We start from the raw sequence: 17,359 nt of genomic DNA, 5'->3' as shown, positions 1-17,359 counted from the left end.
CAACGCCCCCGGCCGATCGTGCGCCACCAGGTCGAACAGAGCGGTGGTCAGGAACAGCGCGGTGACCCCGTGCTCGGCCACGGTGTCTTCCAGAGCCCGGGGATCCAGCTCCGCCGGGGCCACCACCACCTGTCCGCCGGACAGCAGCGGTACCCACATCTCATAGGTGGAGGCGTCGAACGCCGACGGCGAATGCAGCAGCACCCGACGGTGCGCCCCGCCCCGCCACCGCTCATCCGACGCCAGCGCCACCACCGCACGGTGCGTGACCGCCACCCCCTTGGGCGCCCCCGTCGAACCCGACGTATACATCACATACGCCAACCGGTCCGGATCCACCACCGGCTCCGGGTGCTCCCCGGACGGCGTGGGCTCGGAGTCCACGGTCAGCACGTGCAGGTCCCCGGCCCATTGCCGGGCCTCCGCCTCTGTCCTCCGGCCGACCAGCAGCACCGTCGCGCCGGTCTCCTCCAGCATCAGCCGCATCCGCGCGGCGGGGAAACGGGGATCCAGCGGCACGTACACCCCACCGGCCTTGACCACCGCCAGCACCGCAACGACCAACTCCACCGAACGCTCCACCAACACCCCCCACCCCGCACTCCGCCCCCCTACCCCGGTCGGCGTCCGCACGTCGGTCCGCACCCGGACGACCCGGACCCCGGTCTCCGCCGACGCCCACGCCCAGCTGCCTCAGCCGGACCGCCAGCCCGGTGGCCGCGGCGTCCAGCTCCGCGTAGGTCAGCCGCTCCTCACCACAGACCACCGCCGTCGCCCCCGGCGTCCGTGCCACCTGAGCCGCGAACAACCGCGGCAGCGTCTCCTCCGGCACCTCCCGCACCGTGTCGTTCCAGCCGGACAGCAACCGCCGCCGCTCCTCCGCACCCAGCAGCTCCACCGCGCCGATCCGCACCCCCGGATCGGCCACCACCGCCCGCAACAACCGCTCCCACCGCTCCACCAACCCCCGCACCGTCCCCCGGTCGAAGAGGTCGGTGCTGAACTCCACGATTCCCTCGACGCCGTCCGGCGTCCGGCTCGGGGTGCGGCGTTCGACCAGGGAGAAGGCGAGGTCGGTACGGGCGGTCCCGGTGTGCACGAATTCGGTGCGCGCCCGGAGTCCGGGCAGTTCCAGGTCGGCGACCGGTGTGTTCTGCCAGGCGAGCATCACCTGGAACAGCGGATGGTGGGAGAGCGAGCGGGAGGGGCGCAGTTCGTCGACGAGGTACTCGAAGGGAACGTCCTGGTGGGCATAGGCGTCCAGGCTCCGTTCCCGCACCTGGGACACCAGCTCCCGGAAGGTGGGGTTGCCGGAGGTGTCCACCCGCAGGACCAGAGTGTTGACGAAGAACCCCACCAACCTCTCCAACGCCTCATCCGTCCGCCCCGCAACCGGCGTACCGATCGGAATGTCCGACCCCGCACCCAACCGGCTCAACAACGCCGCCAACCCCGCCTGCACCACCATCAACACACTCGCACCACACACCCGCCCCAACCCCACCAACCCCGCATGCAACTCACCATCCCACCGGAACACCCACACATCACCACGACGCGACGCCACCACCGGACGCGGACGATCCACCGGCAACGACACCCGCTCCGGCAACCCCGCCAACACCCCACGCCAATAACCCAACTGAACCGCCAGCACACTCCCCTCATCCGACACCTCACCCAGCACCCGCCGCTGCCACACCGCATAATCCGCGTACTGCACACCCAACGGCACCCACCCCGGCACACGCCCCCCACACCGCGCCGTGTACGCACACCCCAAATCCTCCCCCAACACCTCCAACGACCACCCATCCGCAGCAATGTGATGCACCACCAACACCAACACATGCTCCGACGGACCCACCACGAACAGATGCGCCCGCACCGGCACCTGCCACGACAGATCGAACACACCCCGCGCCACCACCGACACCGCCGCCCCCAACCCACACTCCTCGACGGTGTGCACCTCCAGCTCCGGCCGGGCGGCCGCGGCCGGCAGGATGTACTGGCGGGGCACCCCGCCCGTCTCGGGGAAGACCGTACGCAGCGCCTCGTGCCGCTCGACCACGTCCCCGAGCGCGTCCCGGAGCGCCTGCTGGTCGAGTCGCCCGGTCAGGCGCACCGCGAGCGGGATGTTGTAGGTGGGGGACGGGCCCTCCATGCGGTGCAGGAACCACAGCCGACGCTGGGCGAAGGACAGCGGAAGAGGGTCGGGGCGGCGCACCGGCTCCAGCGCGGGGCGCGCCGCACCGGCCTCGTCCACCAGCCGGGCCAGGCCGGCCACGGTGGGCGCCTGGAAGAGGGCCCGTACCGGCAGTTCCGCGCCGAGCGCCGCGCGCACCCGGGCCATCAGCCGGGTGGCCAGCAGGGAGTGCCCGCCGAGTTCGAAGAAGTTGTCGTCGGCGCCGACTTCGGGGAGGTCCAGGGCCTGGGCGAAGAGGGTGCACAGAACCGTCTCGGCCGGGGTGCGGGGCGGGCGTGAGACGGTGGCCGTGGCACGGTCCGGGGCCGGCAGGGCATCACGGTCCAGCTTCCCGTTGGACGTGACCGGCAGGGCATCGAGGGTGACGAGCGCGGCCGGGACCATGTAGGACGGCAACCGCCGCGCCAGATCCGTACGCACCTCCGTCACATCGACCACCGCACCCGCGGCCGGGACGAGATAGGCGGTCAGCCGCCGGTCACCGGGACGGTCCTCCCGCACCACCACCGCCGCCTGCGCCACCGTCGGATGCCCGGTGAGCACCGACACGATCTCCCCCGGCTCGATCCGGAACCCCCGGACCTTCACCTGCTCATCAACCCGCCCCACGAACACCAACCGACCATCGGAATTCCAGCGCACGGTGTCCCCCGTGCGATACATCCGCTCACCCGCGGGACCGTACGGATCGGCCACGAACCGCTGCGCCGTCACCCCCGGCCGGCCCAGATAGCCGCGCGCCACCCCGGCACCGGCCACATACAACTCCCCCACCACACCCACCGGCACCGGCCGCAACCACCCGTCCAACACATACACCCGCGTGTTGTCCATCGGCCCACCGATCGGCACACCACCGGCCACCGGCCCCACCACCCGCTGACAGGTGGCGAACGTGGTGGTCTCCGTCGGCCCGTACACATGCACCATCACCGTGTCCGGACACACCGACCGCACCCGCTCGAACGACGACACCGACGCCGCCTCACCCCCGGTCCACACCTCCCGCACCCCCGCCAACGCCCCCGGGTGCTGGTCGGCGACGAGATCGAACAGGGCGGTGGTCAGGAAGAGCGAGGTCACCCCGTGTCCGGCCACCACACGCGCCAGTTCCTCCGGGCCCAGCTCCGCCGGAGCCACCACCACCTGCCCGCCGGACAGCAGCGGCACCCACATCTCATAGGTGGAGGCGTCGAACGCCGACGGCGAATGCAGCAGCACCCGACGGTGCGCCCCGCCCCGCCACCGCACGTCCGACGCCAGCGCCACCACCGCACGGTGGGAGACCGCCACACCCTTGGGCGCCCCCGTCGAACCCGACGTATACATCACATACGCCAACCGGTCCGGATCCACCACCGGCTCCGGACGGCCCGGGTCCGGCACGACGGGGGAACGTGTGCCCTCGACGCGGACCACGTGGAGGTTCCGGGCCCAGTCGCCCGTCCGGGTTTCCTCCCCGGCCAGCAGGACCGTCGTGCCGGTCTCCTCCAGCATCAGCCGCATCCGCGCGGCGGGGAAGCGGGGATCCAGCGGCACGTACACCCCGCCGGCCTTGACCACCGCCAGCACCGCAACGACCAACTCCACCGAACGCTCCACCAACACCCCCACCCCGCACTCCGCCCCCCGCGTCCGCCCCCCACCCCGAGCTGCCTCAGCCGGAGCGCCAGTTCCGTGGCCGCGGCGTCCAGCTCCGCGTAGGTCAGCCGCTCCTCACCACAGACCACCGCCGTCGCCCCCGGCGTCCGTGCCACCTGAGCCGCGAACAACCGCGGCAGCGTCTCCTCCGGCACCTCCCGCACCGTGTCGTTCCAGCCCGACAACAACCGCCGCCGCTCCTCCGCACCCAGCAGCTCCACCGCCCCGATCCGCATCCCCGGATCAGCCACCACCGCCCGCAACAACCGCTCCCACCGCTCCACCAACCCCCGCACCGTCCCCCGGTCGAAGAGGTCGGTGCTGAACTCCACGATTCCCTCGACGCCGTCCGCGGTGCGGTCCGTGGCGTGGTGTGCGGTGAGGGAGACCGACAGGTCCATCCGGGCGGTCCCGGTGTGCACGAATTCGGTGCGCGCCCGCAGCCCGGGGAGCGCCAGGGGTGCCACCGGGGCGTCCTGCCACGCCAGCAGGATCTGGAACAGGGGGTGGTGGGCGAGGGACCGGGAGGGGCGCAGTTCGTCGACGAGGTGCTCGAACGGCACGTCCTGGTGGGCGTAGGCGTCCAGGCTCTGCCGGCGGACGTGTGCGACGAGCTCCCGGAAGGTGGGGTTGCCGGAGGTGTCCACCCGCAGGACCAGAGTGTTGACGAAGAACCCCACCAACCTCTCCAACGCCTCATCCGTCCGCCCCGCAACCGGCGTACCGATCGGAATGTCCGACCCCGCACCCAACCGGCTCAACAACGCCGCCAACCCCGCCTGCACCACCATCAACACACTCGCACCACACACCCGCCCCAACCCCCACCAACCCCGCATGCAACTCACCATCCCACCGGAACACCCACACATCACCACGACGCGACGCCACCACCGGACGCGGACGATCCACCGGCAACGACACCCGCTCCGGCAACCCCGCCAACACCCCACGCCAATAGCCCAACTGAACCGCCAGCACACTCCCCTCATCCGACACCTCACCAGCACCCGCCGCTGCCACACCGCATAATCCGCGTACTGCACACCCAACGGCACCCACCCCGGCACACGCCCCCACACCGCGCCGTGTACGCACACCCCAAATCCTCCCCCAACACCTCCAACGACCACCCATCCGCAGCAATGTGATGCACCACCAACACCAACACATGCTCCGACGGACCCACCACGAACAGATGCGCCCGCACCGGCACCTGCCACGACAGATCGAACACACCCCGCGCCACCACCGACACCGCCGCCCCCAACCCACACTCCTCCACGGGGGTCACGCGCAGGTCCAGGGCCGGGCGGGCCTCCCGCGGGGTGAGCACCTGCTGGTACGGCGTGCCGTCGGTGTCGGGGAACACCGTCCGCAGGGCCTGGTGGCGGTCCACCACGTCCACCAGCGCCGCCTGGAGCGCCTCCCGGTCCAGGCGTCCGGTCAGGCGGACCGCGAGCGGGATGTTGTAGGTGGGGGACGGGCCGTCGAGGTGGTACAGGAACCACAGCCGGCGCTGGGCGAAGGACAGCGGGAGGCGGTCGGGCCGGGGTACCGGCTCCAGCGCCGGGCGCGCCGCGCCCGCTCCCTCCACGACCCGGGCCAGGCCCGCCACCGTCGGTGCCTCGAAGAGGGTGCTCAGCCGCAGCTCGCGGCCGAGCGCCGTGCGGACCCGCGCGGCCAGCCGGGTGGCGAGCAGGGAGTGTCCGCCGAGGTCGAAGAAGTTCTCGTCGATGCCCACCGCGGGCAGGCCGAGGACCTGGGCGAACAGCGTGCACAGCACCTCTTCGACGGCGTTGCGCGGCCCGCGGGAGGCCGTGGCGGGCGCGGGCGCGGGGTCGGGGAGCGCACGGTGGTCGAGTTTCCCGTTGACGGTCAGCGGCAGCGCGGGGAGGGTGACGACCGCCGCGGGCACCATGTAGGCCGGCAGGAGCCGGGCGGTGAAGGCCCGCACCTGGGCCGGGTCGATCGTCGCCGTCCCGCCGGCCGGCACCACGTAGGCGACCAGGCGCAGTCCGCCGGTGGGGGCCGGGCGGGCGACCACGGCGGCGTGGGAGAGGTCCGGGTGGGTGGCCAGGGCCGCCTCCACCTCGCCCGGTTCGACGCGGAACCCGCGGATCTTCACCTGGGTGTCGGCCCGTCCCAGGAACTCCAGCTGTCCGTCGGGGCGCCGGCGCACCACGTCGCCGGTACGGTACATCCGCTCGCCGGCGGGCCCGTAGGGGGCGGCGACGTACCGCTGGGCGGTGAGTCCCGGCCGGCCCAGGTAGCCGCGGGTCACGCCGCCGCCGGCCACGTAGAGTTCGCCCGCCACGCCCACCGGTACCGGTTGCAGCCCGCCGTCCAGGACGTATCCGCGCAGGTCCGCCAGTGGCGTGCCGATAGGGCTGCCCGTCCCGCCGGCCGTGGTGCGCCCGCCCGGCCCGGTGCCGGTGGTGGGCACGATGGGCCCGGTGTTCGTGGTGTGGGTGGCGTGCACGGTGGTCTCGGTGATGCCGTACATGTTGACCAGCACCGGGGTGGGGCCGGGGTGGCGCTCGTACCAGTCGTCCAGGCTGCCGGGCTCCAGCGCCTCGCCGCCGAAGACCACGGTGCGCAGGGTCAGCCGCCCGCCGAGGTCGGGGTGTTCGCGGTCGGCCCGGGCCAGGGCGGAGAAGGCGGACGGGGTCTGGCTGAGGACGGTGACGCGTTCGTCGGCCAGCAGCCGCAGGAAGTCCACCGGGGACCGGCTCACCTCGTAGGGCACCACGACCAGCCGGCCGCCGTGCAGCAGCGGCCCCCACAGCTCCCACACCGAGAAGTCGAAGGCGAAGGAGTGGAAGAGGGTCCACACGTCGCGGGGGCCGAACCCGAACCTCTCCGTGGTGACCTGGAACAGCCGCACGGCGTTGTGGTGGGTGACGACCACGCCCTTGGGCCTGCCGGTGGAGCCGGAGGTGTAGATCACGTACGCGGGGTGGGCCGGCCGGAGCGGATGGAGGCGGTCGGCGTCGGTGGGGGCCGTCGCCGGGCAGCCGGCCAGCGCCCGGGAGGTACCGGGATCGTCCAGGACCAGGCGGTCCGGGGCGTCCCCGGGCAGTGCGGCGCCGGTCCGGGCGGTGGTGACGACCAGGGCGGGGGTGGCGTCGCGCAGCATGAGGGCGAGCCGTTCGGCCGGCTGGTCCGGGTCGAGCGGCAGGTAGGCGGCCCCGGTCTTGAGCACGGCCAGCACCGCGACGACCAGGTGTCCGCACCGCGGCAGGGCCAGCGCCACCAGGCGTTCCGGCCCCGCGCCGCGGGTGATCAGCAGGCGGGCCAGGCGGTTGGCCGCCGCGTCCAGTTCCCGGTAGGTCAGCCGGGTGCCGTCGTCCACCACCGCGGTGGCCTCCGGGGTACGGGCCGCCTGGGCCTCGAACCGGCGCGGCAGGGTGTCCTGCGGGAGGTCGGGCGGCGGCGGGTTCCAGCCGGTCAGCAGCTGGTGGCGCTCGCCGGGGGTGAGCAGGTCGACGGCGCCCACCGGCCGGTCCGGGCCGGCCGCCACCGCTTCCAGCATGCCGGTCAGGCGCCGGTGGTGGGCGGCCAGCTCCGCCGCGTCGTACAGCGCGGGGTTCGCGTCGAGGGTCAGCCGTACCTCCCCGCCGTCGGACCGGTCGTACAGGCTGATGGAGAGGTCCTCGACGAAGCCCGGGGACAGGTTGTGCGCGACGGCGCGGTGTCCGGCGAAACGCAGGTCGTAGTCGAAGGCCATGACGTTGACCAGCGGCCCCACCAGTCGGCCCCACCCGCCCGGCACGCCCAGGTCGCGGGCCAGGTCCTCGCCGCGGTAGCGCTGGTGACGGAGTGCCCGGTGCACCTGTCCGTTTGCCTGGCGGACCAGGTCGCCGATGCGGGCCGGCGCGCTCACCTCCAGACGGAGCGGCAGCACGTTGGCCACCATGCCCGGCACCCCGCGCAGCGCGGCGTCGGTGCGGGCGTGCACCGGCAGCCCCAGCACGATGTCCTGGGCCCCGGTCAGCCGGTGCAGACAGCCGGCCGCGGCGGCGATCACCACGGCGGACATGCGGACGCCGGACCGGTGTGCCGCCGCCCGCGCCTCCGCCACCAGGGCCGGTGGCAGGGCCGCGGTGTGCCGCAGCCGTCCGGCCGGTGGCCCGGGCGGGCGGCCGGCGAGCCGGGCGGGCTCCGGCCGGTCGGCCATCCGGTCCGTCCAGTACCTCCGGTCGGCGGCGAAGGCCGCGGAGGCGCGGTACGCCAGGTCGGCGTCCACCAGGGAGCGCAGCGGGCCGAACGGGCAGGCGGGGGCGGGCCGTCCGGTGACGCGGGCGGTGTACAGCTCGGCCACCCGCCGGGCGACGAGGGCGAATCCGAACCCGTCCAGCATGATGTGGTGGTAGCCCTGGTACCAGATGAACCGCTCCGGGCCCAGCCGGAAGAGTGCGTGGCAGAACAGGCGCTCGCGCGTGATGTCCATCGGGCGGTTCAGGTCGGCGCGCATCCACGCCTCGGCGGCCGCGTACGGGTCGTCCTCCCCGCTGACGTCCAGCACCGGGAAGGGCCAGTGCCCGGCCGGCTCGACGCTCTGCCGGATCTCGCCGGCCTCCTCGTGGAACCGGACGCGGACCGGTTCGGCCTCCTCGACGGTCTGCCGTAGCGCCGCCTCGAAATGCGCCGGGTCGACGGGGCCGGTGATCTCCAGGTACTCGCCGATCCGGTGGGCCGGGGACCGCGGGTCCAGTTGCTGGGACAGCCACACCTCGCGCTGCGCGGTCGTCGCCGGCAGTCGTCCGCCGGATACCTCTGACAACGACACCCTCGCCCCCCTCTCCGGCCCGCTGTGGTCACGGACGCCTCTCCTTGGAGGCATGCCCGCGCCGGACGCCGGATCAGATCACTCGTCCGGGTGCCGCCGTTCCCCGGCCGCCCTCCGCGCACCACCCCGGTGTGCGCCCGTCGCGCGCCCTCCGCCCGCACCGCCGCCACATGCGGGGCCGGGCCCGCGACCGGTGACGGTCCGCCGGCCGATCGCGCGGTACACCGCCCGGGGCGGGTGGGGTCCCGGTGGAGCCGGGGGCGGCGGTCCCGCGCGGCGGGGGGCCCGATCGGCCCGGTGGCGACGCGCCGCCGGGCGGGTGCCGGCGCGGGTTTCCGGGGGCGTGCCGGGGTCCGTGGGAGCGGGGCTTCGGGGTGAGGGTCTTGGGGGGCGCGGGGCTTCGGGGCGCGGGGCTTAGGGGGTGCGGGGCTTCGGGGGTGCGGGGCTTCGGGGTGCGGGGCTTCGGGGTGCGGCGAGGATGCGTGGTGCGGGTCGGTGGCGGCGTGGCGAGGATGCATGGTGGTGTGGGGCGCCGGGACGAAGTGCGGCGGTCGCCGGCGGGCGTGGTGCGGGGGCGCCGGGACGGGGGCGCGGGGCCGGTCTCCGAGTCACCGCGCGGACCGCCTGCCGGGGTGGGAGTCGCCCGGGGCGCGGGGCGCTCCCGCGCGTTCCGGGGGCTTCCCGCACCGGCTCGCCGGGGGTGCCCCCGCACTTTTCTGGGGCGCCTGGCGCATCTGGGCGCCCCCCCGTTCGTCAGGGGCGCCCCCGTGCAGCGTGGGACCGATCACCGCCGGGGACTCCCCGGCACGCCGCTACGGCGTGCACGCCTCGGCGATCGACAGGCTGTTCTCGTAGAGGTGGTGCCGGGTGATCCGGCCGTCCTCGACGGTGAGGTGGAGTGCGAACGGGCCCTCGAAGGACTTCCCCGTCGCCCGTACGGTGCCCGCCAGGTGTCCGGTCAGGACGGCGTGGTGGCCGTCCACCAGGAAGGTGTCCACCTGGGCGCGGGAGTCCTCGGGCACCGTGTGCGCCATCAGCTCGTCGGCCTGCGCGGCGCATTCCGCGGCGGTGGACCGCGGGCGGATCCACGGGACGACGGGGTTCTCGGCGAGCTGCCAGTCCACCTCGTCGGCGAAGAGCGTGACGAGCCGCTCGGTGTCCCCCGCCAGCCGCGCGGCCAGGAACTCCTGGACGACGGCCCGGGTGTGCTCGGCGACGGAACGGGCGGTGGCGGCCGGGGTGACGGACATGGCGCTCTCCTCGGGGCGGGGACCGGACCCGGCGGGCTGCCCGCCGGTGTTCCCGATCCTGCCCGGGGAGCGGTCAGGGGTCGATTACCCCGGTGGTAATGCCCGGGGCCGTGGCCGCACCGCGCCGCCCGGGCATGGTTTCCGGTCGAGGCACCGCCGGGTGTCCGCACGTACCGGCTCCCGGCCGGCGGCCGGAGGGTCGGCGGCGGGGGGTCGGCGGCAGGGGGGCGACGTCAGGGGGGCGGCGGACCGGCCGGGACCGGCGGGGTCCCGGCTGGAGGACGGCTGGAAACCGCCGCGTCATCCGGGTTCCGGTGGGGGAGGTACGAGCGGTCGGCAGCACAGAGTAACCAGGGGATCACGTGTGGCGAAAACAGGCGTTCGACGGCATGCGGACGGAACCGAACGGGCTCCGCGAGCGGGTGTCCGTTCTCGACCACCACAGGGAGTTGTGCGACCTGGCAGACAAGATCGTCCGGAGCCACCGGGCGATCGAGGAGGCGATCCGGGCCGGCGTCGCCGAGCTGGGGCAGGACGGCCGCGGTGCCTTCCGGCACCAGGACCTGGCGGTCGAGGCACTTGACGGGATCCGGGGCGAGCTGCGGCGGCTGCGGCAGTCCGCCGGCGGTCCGCGGGACACCGGCCCGCCCGGCACCGACGCCGCGGACCGCCCGCCCGGGGCCGATGCCCCGGACCACGGTGACGGATCGCGGGAGCCCCGCGCCGAGGCCGCCACCGGCGCCGGCGGACGGCCGGGACCCGACCCCGGTGTCCCCGGCGGTACCGGCACCCCGGAGGAACCACCGACGGGCGCCTGTCCCGAAGAGCCCGCGGACGGCGGGGATCCGGCCGGTCACGGGCCCGTACCCCGCACGGCCGCCCCACCGTACCGGCGCACCGGCCCCGGTACCGACCAGCAGAGGGAGAGCATGGAGAACTCCGGACCGGGCGGCGAGGCGGCGGACGAGGAGAGCGAACTCGCCCTGCGGAGGGCGATCGAGGCCGCCTATCACCACGGGGAGGCTCCGGCGCCCGGTTCGCCGGCCGCGTCCCCGGCGACCGTGGCGGGCCCGCCGGAGGACGCGCGGGTCACGCACGGCGTGCTGCTGCTGAAGGCCGCCGGCGTCGCCTCCGCCGAACTCGTCGCGCACCGCGACACCTGGGAGTGGCTGACCGTCCTGGCCGTCGCGCACGGCCACTTCCGCACCCCGCCGGCGGTGGCGGAGCTCGAAGGGGGGCGCGTGCGGACCGTGTTGTCCGGGCGCTCCCTCATCGCCCTGCTGATCGAGTTGTGGAAGACCCGCTCCGGCGTCGCCCCGCTGGAGGCCGAATGGGCGCTCGCGACGGCGGCGTACCACCGCATCGGGGCCCAGCTCGCCGAGGTCTCCGGGCAGGGCGAGACCATCCGCATCGTCCTGGACGACGGGCTGCCCGCCGAGCCGGATTCCTGATCGGCGGCACGGCGGCGTCCGGGGTGGGTGGGGGCGCCGGGGGCGCCGTCGCCGGCCGGACCGGCATCCGGGGGTCCCGGTGGGCGCCGCCGGCCGGGCGGGGAGAGGGCCGGCGCGGGCGTTCCGGGTACAGTGGCCGACCCGTGACCGGCCGGTACGTCAGCCGGGGCCCCGCGGAGGGTCCGCAGGCCGGCCCGGACCGGCCGCGATGGCGAGCCGCGGTGCCGAAGTCCCCACCGGGCCCGCGGTCCCGCGAACCGCGAAGGGAGGACACGGATTGGCCGCCGACGATTCCGCCGCTCGGCGCGGCGCCCCGCCCGGCCCGCCGGGCGGGCCCGACCCACACCGCCCCCCGCCGGACGGCCTCAGAGCCACCCCGCCTGTGCCGGGCGACCCCGGACCCGTGCCAGGGTCGCCGGGCGGTGGTCCCGGACCCCTGCGCCCCTCGCCCGACGATCCCGGGTTCCCCGCCGCCCGTGCCGCGGCGGCCGGCAGCCTGGCGGAGCTGGACGCGGTGGTGCCCGCGTGCCGGGCCTGTCCGCGCCTGGTCGCCTGGCGCGAGGAGGTGGCACGGACCAAGCGGGCGGCGTTCCGGGACTGGACGTACTGGGGCCGTCCGGTGACCGGTTTCGGGCCACCGGACGCCACGCTGGCCGTGGTGGGACTCGCCCCGGCGGCCCACGGCGGCAACCGGACGGGACGCGCCTTCACCGGCGACCCCTCCGGCGACGTGCTGTACGCCGCGCTGCACTCCCTGGGCCTCGCCTCCCGGCCCGTGGCCGAGCACCCCGGCGACGGACTGGCGCTGCGCGGGGTGCGGATCACGATGCCGGTGCACTGCGCGCCGCCCGACAACCGGCCCACCACGGGGGAGCGGGACACCTGCCGGCCGTGGCTCGCCCGCGAACTGGAGCTGCTGCGGCCGACCCTGCGGACGATCGTGGTGCTCGGCGCCTTCGGCTGGCAGGCGACGCTGCCGGTCCTCGGCCGCGCCGGATGGCGGCTGCCCCGGCCCCGGCCCGCCTTCGGCCACGGCGTCGAGGTCCCGGTCGAGGACCCGCTGGGCGACCGTCCGGTGCGGCTCTTCGGCTGCTACCACCCCAGCCGGCGCAACATCTTCACCGGCAGGCTGACCCCCGCGATGCTCCGGGACGTCCTGGGCCGCGCGGCGGCGGACGCGGGCCTGGAACCGCGGACCTGACCGGCTCCCGGCTCCCGGCGACGGGGTAGGGGGTACGGGGCACCGGGCCCCAGGGCCTGCGGGATGGGGGTTCGCCCGGGGTGCGGCACGCGAGGTACGCCGAGCGCCGGGCCGCACGGGGCGCGGGGGGTTCGGTTCCGCGGTGCCGCCGGGCACGCCCCCGCACAGCGCCCGTCCGCCGCCCGTGGCGGTGACCGTTCCACCGCCCGTACCCGTCCCGGCGGCCCGCCGTGCGGGGCCGCCCCCCGCGTCCCGGCCGGTCGTCGCCGGGTCAGGGGCGGGCGGGACGCCGGCCCACCGGCTACCGGGACGGTTCGGGCGGGTGGGCGGTCAGGGCGGCGAGGGCGTCGCGGACGGCGGAGACGTGGGGGACGCCGTCGTGCCACCGGGCCGCGACGTGGCCGTCCGGCCGGACCAGCAGCGTTTCCCGGGGGCCCGGGTCGTACGGTCCGGTGGAGCGGCCGGGCAGGGGCTCGGTGCGGAGCGGCCAGGGTGGGACGGCCGGTTGTTCCGGGCGCGCGGAGCCCGGACCCGGGCGCCCGGGGTCCGGGGGCGGTTCCCGGGCCGGCTCCGGGGTGAGCAGGGTGAACCATTCGCCGAAGGCGTCGAGCGTGGAGCGGCCGGGGCCGAGCCAGAGGTGGGGCATCCGGTGACCCGGCTCGGTGGTGGGCACGTAGTCGGTGCCCGGGTCGGGCGGCTCGGGTGCGGCGCCGTCGCCGGTGAGGACCGCGCCGGAGCGGTAGCACACGCCCAGGAGCAGTCCGAGTTGCGCGAAGTACCGCTCCGACCAGGGAAGTTCCATGTCGGTCGGCTCCGGCTCACCGCTCCGCCGCCGGGCCTCGTACCGCTCCTGCACATCGAGCATGAGCCGGGTGTTGGCCACCGCCTGGCGGAGGGTCCGGAGGGCGACGGGGTGCCGTTCGGGCTCGTAGGTCTCCACCAGGCCCGGCCCGGCCCACCCCTGGAGGACGCCCGCGAGCTTCCAGCAGAGGTTGTGCACATCGGCGATGCCGGCGTTCATGCCCAGACCGCCGATGACGGGGACGGCGTGCGCGGCGTCCCCGGTCAGCAGGGTCCGGCCGTGGCGGAGGCATTCGGCCACGAACGCGCTCATCACCCAGTGCTGTACCCGCACCACCTCCACCTCGACCTCGGCCCGGGAGCCGAGGGCGCGGGAGACGAGGGCGGACCAGTCGGCGTGTGCCGGGTCCTCGGGGGTGGGCAGGGACCGGGCCCAGCCGCCCTCGGGGTAGAGCGGGGTGAAGATGCCGTGCGCGGTGAAGTAGACGCCGGCGGGCCGGCCGGCGCACCAGGGGTCGAGGTCGGCGTCGAACACGATGCTGGTGAAGCGGCCCATCGCCCCGGGGCCGGTGGTGCCGATGCCCAGCAGCCGCCGGACGGTGGAGTTCGCGCCGTCGGCGGCGATGACGTAGCGGGCACGGACCCGCGTCCGCCCGCCCCGCCGGCGGTCCAGGACCACGGCGGTCACGCCCTCGTCCTCCTCGGTCAGCTCGACGAGTTCGGCCCCGAACCGGACCGGGGCCCGCGCCGCGGCGAGCAGAATGGGTTCCAGCCGGTCCTGCGAGGTGACCACGCCGATCGTCGGGCTCTCGGGGATCGGCGCGTTCACGCCGACCATCGCCGCGGTGGCGAAGTCCTGGTCGAGGAGGGTGTCCCGGAAGCGGACCCGGCCGTACTCCGGGGGGAACGCGCCGGCGAAGATCCGGTCGGCGAGGCCGAGGCCCCGGTAGATCTCCATGGACCGCACATTCACCAGCCGGGCCCGGGGGAACGGCGACAGCCCGTCGTGCTTCTCGACCAGCAGCGCCGGCACACCCCAGCGCTCCAGCAGCGCCCGGGCGGTGAGCCCGACCGGGCCGCCACCGACGATCAGTACCGCCACCTCGGCGTCTGCTGCGGGCACGGTGTGCTCCTCCGCTCGCCTCGGACCGGTCGGGGCGTCCGTCGGCCGGCGGCCGTTTCGTCCGGGGGCTCCGGCAGCTCCCAATCTTCCGCACCCGGTGCCCGGTCGCAACCGTCCCCGGGCCGGGTGGGCAGGGCGCCCGCGGGGCCGGGGTTCCGCGTCTCCCGGACCCGGGCCGCCGGTATGTCGGAGGAGGCCGTCCGGCCCGTTGGCGGGGCCGCCGGGTCTGCCGGGGCCGCGCGGTCCGCCGGGTCGGCCGGGTCGGCCGGCCCGGTTACGGTACGCCTGCGCCGGGATGACGCCGCCGGCCCCCGGCCGGGCCCCGACCGGCCGGGGCGGGGTCCGGGCGATCCGCGTGGGAGCCCCGCGACAGGCCATGGGCGCTTCCGGGCGAGCCCGGCGGGGGCCCGCAGCAGCCCGGCGAGGACCCCCCGGCAGGCCCCGGTTACGGGCCCCGGCGGACCCTGGCGGGGCGTCCCGGCAGGCCCGGTTCCGGTACGGGTCCGTGGTTCCGGACCCCGCGCGGGTCAGGGATCAGGGATCTTGTCCGTGGATCATTCCCGCAGGGAGCTGAACGGCGATCACCGGACGTTGGAACCCTCGAACGGAGTGTTCCCGTGCGCGCGCCGCACCCCGCACGTCCCACGCGATGAGGAGGACCCCATGGACGCCGCCGAAGAAGAACCGCAGGAGCTGGACGCGGTCAGCGTCCGCAACGCCAAGGAGACGCTTCTGCGGCTCCTCGCCCGGGCGGGGGTCTACTCCGGCGACGCGGAGGAGCTGATCGGGCTGGTCGAGGCCGGTGCGCTCGCCCTCGCCCACCAGGAGATCACCGGCGGGGCGGGACGGAGCGCACCGGCCGGGCAGGACGCCCGGTACGAGGCCGGGTGGCGGGACGGCACCCGCGCCGCCGCCGGACAGCTCGGCGTCCTCGCCTCGCGGTCGCTACGGCACGCCGTCACCACCGATCCGTCGGCGGCCTCCCCGGGGGGCCGCCCGCCGGTCCGGAAGATGCAGGTGGAGCGGGCACAGGTGGCGGTCCTGCCCCTCTACCTGTCGTTCACCACCGTCTCCGACCTCGATCCGGAGGTGTCCGAGCAGGTGCTCGCCGCCGTGCTCGGCACCATGGACAACCAGCAGCGGGCCGGCTACGCGGGACGGCTGGCGGACTTCGCCGGGGCCAACCGGGCGCGCCTGGAGCGTCTGTACGCCGAGTACGGGCCCGGCAGCACCATCGCCATCCACGGCCGCTACTCCCTCATCCACTCCCCCACCAGCATCGCGGTACTGGAACGGCTGGCCGCGGCGCCGGCGGCGCTGCGGCGGGAGTGGGACACCGCCGAACTGCCGCCCGCCTGGCTGGAAGGGCTGACGACCGCCTGGGGCGCGCCGTTGTAACCGCCGGCGGGGGGTAGGCGGGGGTGGAGCGGAACCGGAACGGGAGGGACACCATGAGTGGACATTCGGTACAGGCGGTGGGCTGGGCGCGCTCCCTGCCGATGAACAGCGAGGTGAAGGCGGCACGCGACTGGGCACGGCGGCACCTGGACACGCTCGGCTGGACCGCGAGCGCCCCGGAGACGGTGGACGCCGTGCTGCTGACCGTCTCCGAGCTGGTCACCAACGCCCACGTACACGCGCACAGCAACGCCCAGCTGGTGATGACCTGGGACACCCGCTGCCTGCACGTGGCCGTGCACGACGACTCCACCGAGCTGCCCACGCCCCGCCCGCCGAGCGCCGAACGCACCGGCGGACGGGGCATGCTCCTGGTCGATGCCATGGCCGACAGCTGGCAGGCGCGCCCGTGCTCCGACGGCAAGACCGTCATCGCCTGCTTCCGCCCGCCCGCCACGGAGGGCGACGGCTGACACCGGCGCGCCCGGCCCGGCGACGCCGGCCGCCGGGCCGTCCCGCCGGTCAGGTGCAGGCCGGGACCGTGGGCCAGCCGGCGGGCACCGGTCCGCGGTTACGGCAGAACAGCCGCCCTTCCGCGTGCACGTCCGCGATGAGCCCGGCCACGGCCTTGGGGTAGTTCGTCCACAGGTGCCCGAGGATGTTGCCGCCCGCCTTCGCGGCCGGGGGCGCCGACTTCCAGTACCCGCGGATCGAGGTGGTCGACCGGAGGCTGCCGTTCACCCGCTCCCAGTCGCGGGTGGAGACCGTCCAGGTGCAGATGCGGTAGCCCATACCGGCCGCGATGTCCCGGACCCGGTCGTCCCAGGCGCCGTGCGGCGGGCGCAGCACGTTGGACTTCACCCCGCCGGCGATTTCGGCGCGCACCTGGGCGTCGGTCAGTCCGGTGAGGTTCCGGTGGTTGGTGCCGTGGTTTCCGACGTAGTGACCCTGGTCGCGCAGGGTGCGCACGATGTCGGGGTGGCGGGCCGCGTCCTTGCCGTTGAGGAAATAGGCGGCCCGGATGCCCTTCGACCTCAGGTGATCGCCGGTGCGGGTGGCGAGGTGCGGGTCGGCGTCGTTCCAGTCGTCGAACGTGATCATCACACGCTGGCTGGTGGTGTTGCCGCAGCGCTGCCGGGAGTAGGTGGACGGGTACGAGGAAGCCGCCGGTGCCAGTACCACGGAAGTGCCGACCAGGAACGCGACGGCCCCGGCCCCGGCGGCGCATACGGATCGCCTCATGCTTCACCTTTTTGCGAAGCAAAGTACCCCGCCCGCCCGGAGCGGGGCTGGATTTCCGCTGTGCCGGCGGACGCCGCCCACCCGTGGGGCGGACACCCCGCACCCGACCGCCCCGGCCGCTCCCCCGCTGCCGGGCGCCTCACGGAAGCGAGCTCCTCACCACCGGGCGGCCGGCGTCGGGAGCTGTCAGTCGTTTCCCCTGCCCGGTTGTGGCGCCCGGCCGGTCTCTGCCGCGGAACGGGGCCGCGCGC

General features: G+C 75.0%; 9 protein-coding genes and 2 pseudogenes. 4 read left to right on the top strand and 7 right to left on the bottom strand.

Features of this window, described 5'->3' with window-relative positions; genetic code table 11:
• Nucleotides 1-72 precede the first annotated feature (72 nt).
• From IHE55_RS33265 to IHE55_RS26570, 5 genes and pseudogenes are all read right to left on the bottom strand, one after another.
• Nucleotides 73-543, bottom strand: a pseudogene (locus IHE55_RS33265) (AMP-binding protein); the annotation flags it as partial.
• 376 nt (nucleotides 544-919) lie between these two features.
• Nucleotides 920-3,772 (bottom strand): annotated as a pseudogene (locus IHE55_RS26585) (amino acid adenylation domain-containing protein); the annotation flags it as partial.
• Nucleotides 3,706-4,641 (bottom strand): condensation domain-containing protein, encoded by a 936-nt coding sequence (locus IHE55_RS26580; protein WP_232266868.1) that lies wholly within the window; start codon nucleotides 4,639-4,641, stop codon nucleotides 3,706-3,708. The pseudogene IHE55_RS26585 and the gene IHE55_RS26580, both read right to left, overlap by 67 nt.
• Before the next feature lie 209 nt (nucleotides 4,642-4,850).
• A complete protein-coding gene (locus IHE55_RS26575; protein WP_197991347.1) occupies nucleotides 4,851-8,636 on the bottom strand; it encodes a non-ribosomal peptide synthetase in 3,786 nt (1,261 codons plus the stop codon).
• Between the two features lie 818 nt (nucleotides 8,637-9,454).
• Entirely contained in the window at nucleotides 9,455-9,892 is a 438-nt protein-coding gene (locus IHE55_RS26570) for a nuclear transport factor 2 family protein (RefSeq protein ID WP_197991346.1), read from the bottom strand.
• Nucleotides 9,893-10,254: 362 nt separating this feature from the next.
• Between IHE55_RS26570 and IHE55_RS26565 the strand changes: the two genes are divergently transcribed.
• Together IHE55_RS26565 and IHE55_RS26560 are read left to right on the top strand one after the other, a co-directional pair.
• Nucleotides 10,255-11,343, top strand: a complete 1,089-nt coding sequence (locus IHE55_RS26565) for a hypothetical protein (protein WP_197991345.1) — start codon at nucleotides 10,255-10,257, stop codon at nucleotides 11,341-11,343.
• A 403-nt stretch (nucleotides 11,344-11,746) separates the two neighbouring features.
• Complete coding sequence (locus IHE55_RS26560; RefSeq protein WP_372442731.1) at nucleotides 11,747-12,544, top strand: uracil-DNA glycosylase; 798 nt, start codon at nucleotides 11,747-11,749, stop codon at nucleotides 12,542-12,544.
• A gap of 301 nt (nucleotides 12,545-12,845) precedes the next feature.
• Here IHE55_RS26560 and IHE55_RS26555 read toward each other — a convergent pair whose 3' ends face one another.
• A complete protein-coding gene (locus tag IHE55_RS26555) occupies nucleotides 12,846-14,468 on the bottom strand; it encodes an FAD-dependent monooxygenase (protein ID WP_197991343.1) in 1,623 nt (540 codons plus the stop codon).
• Nucleotides 14,469-15,131: 663 nt separating this feature from the next.
• Between IHE55_RS26555 and IHE55_RS26550 the strand changes: the two genes are divergently transcribed.
• Both IHE55_RS26550 and IHE55_RS26545 read left to right on the top strand, forming a co-directional pair.
• Nucleotides 15,132-15,866 carry a hypothetical protein gene (locus tag IHE55_RS26550; protein ID WP_197991342.1) on the top strand — a complete coding sequence of 245 codons (735 nt, stop codon included), beginning with the start codon at nucleotides 15,132-15,134 and terminating at the stop codon, nucleotides 15,864-15,866.
• 53 nt (nucleotides 15,867-15,919) lie between these two features.
• The gene (locus IHE55_RS26545; RefSeq protein ID WP_197991341.1) at nucleotides 15,920-16,339 is read left to right on the top strand and encodes an ATP-binding protein; all 420 of its coding nucleotides are present in this window, start codon (nucleotides 15,920-15,922) and stop codon (nucleotides 16,337-16,339) included.
• Between the two features lie 49 nt (nucleotides 16,340-16,388).
• On the opposite strand, the gene IHE55_RS26540 is transcribed toward IHE55_RS26545, so the two are convergent.
• The gene (locus IHE55_RS26540; RefSeq protein ID WP_197991340.1) at nucleotides 16,389-17,108 is read right to left on the bottom strand and encodes a polysaccharide deacetylase family protein; all 720 of its coding nucleotides are present in this window, start codon (nucleotides 17,106-17,108) and stop codon (nucleotides 16,389-16,391) included.
• Nucleotides 17,109-17,359 lie beyond the last annotated feature (251 nt).

This window comes from Streptomyces pactum, from assembly GCF_016031615.1.
Taxonomy (GTDB): Bacteria; Actinomycetota; Actinomycetes; order Streptomycetales; family Streptomycetaceae; genus Streptomyces; species Streptomyces pactus.
The sequence above is the reverse complement of the archived record's forward strand: the minus strand, read 5'-3'. Positions and strand labels throughout refer to the sequence as shown.

Coding starts and splice junctions, on each gene's coding strand:
- IHE55_RS26550 (WP_197991342.1), top strand. CDS start 15,132: ATGGACGCCGCCGAAGAAGAACCGCAGGAGCTGGACGCGGTCAGCGTC.
- IHE55_RS26570 (WP_197991346.1), bottom strand. CDS start 9,892: ATGTCCGTCACCCCGGCCGCCACCGCCCGTTCCGTCGCCGAGCACACC.
- IHE55_RS26545 (WP_197991341.1), top strand. CDS start 15,920: ATGAGTGGACATTCGGTACAGGCGGTGGGCTGGGCGCGCTCCCTGCCG.
- IHE55_RS26580 (WP_232266868.1), bottom strand. CDS start 4,641: ATGGTGGTGCAGGCGGGGTTGGCGGCGTTGTTGAGCCGGTTGGGTGCG.
- IHE55_RS26540 (WP_197991340.1), bottom strand. CDS start 17,108: ATGAGGCGATCCGTATGCGCCGCCGGGGCCGGGGCCGTCGCGTTCCTG.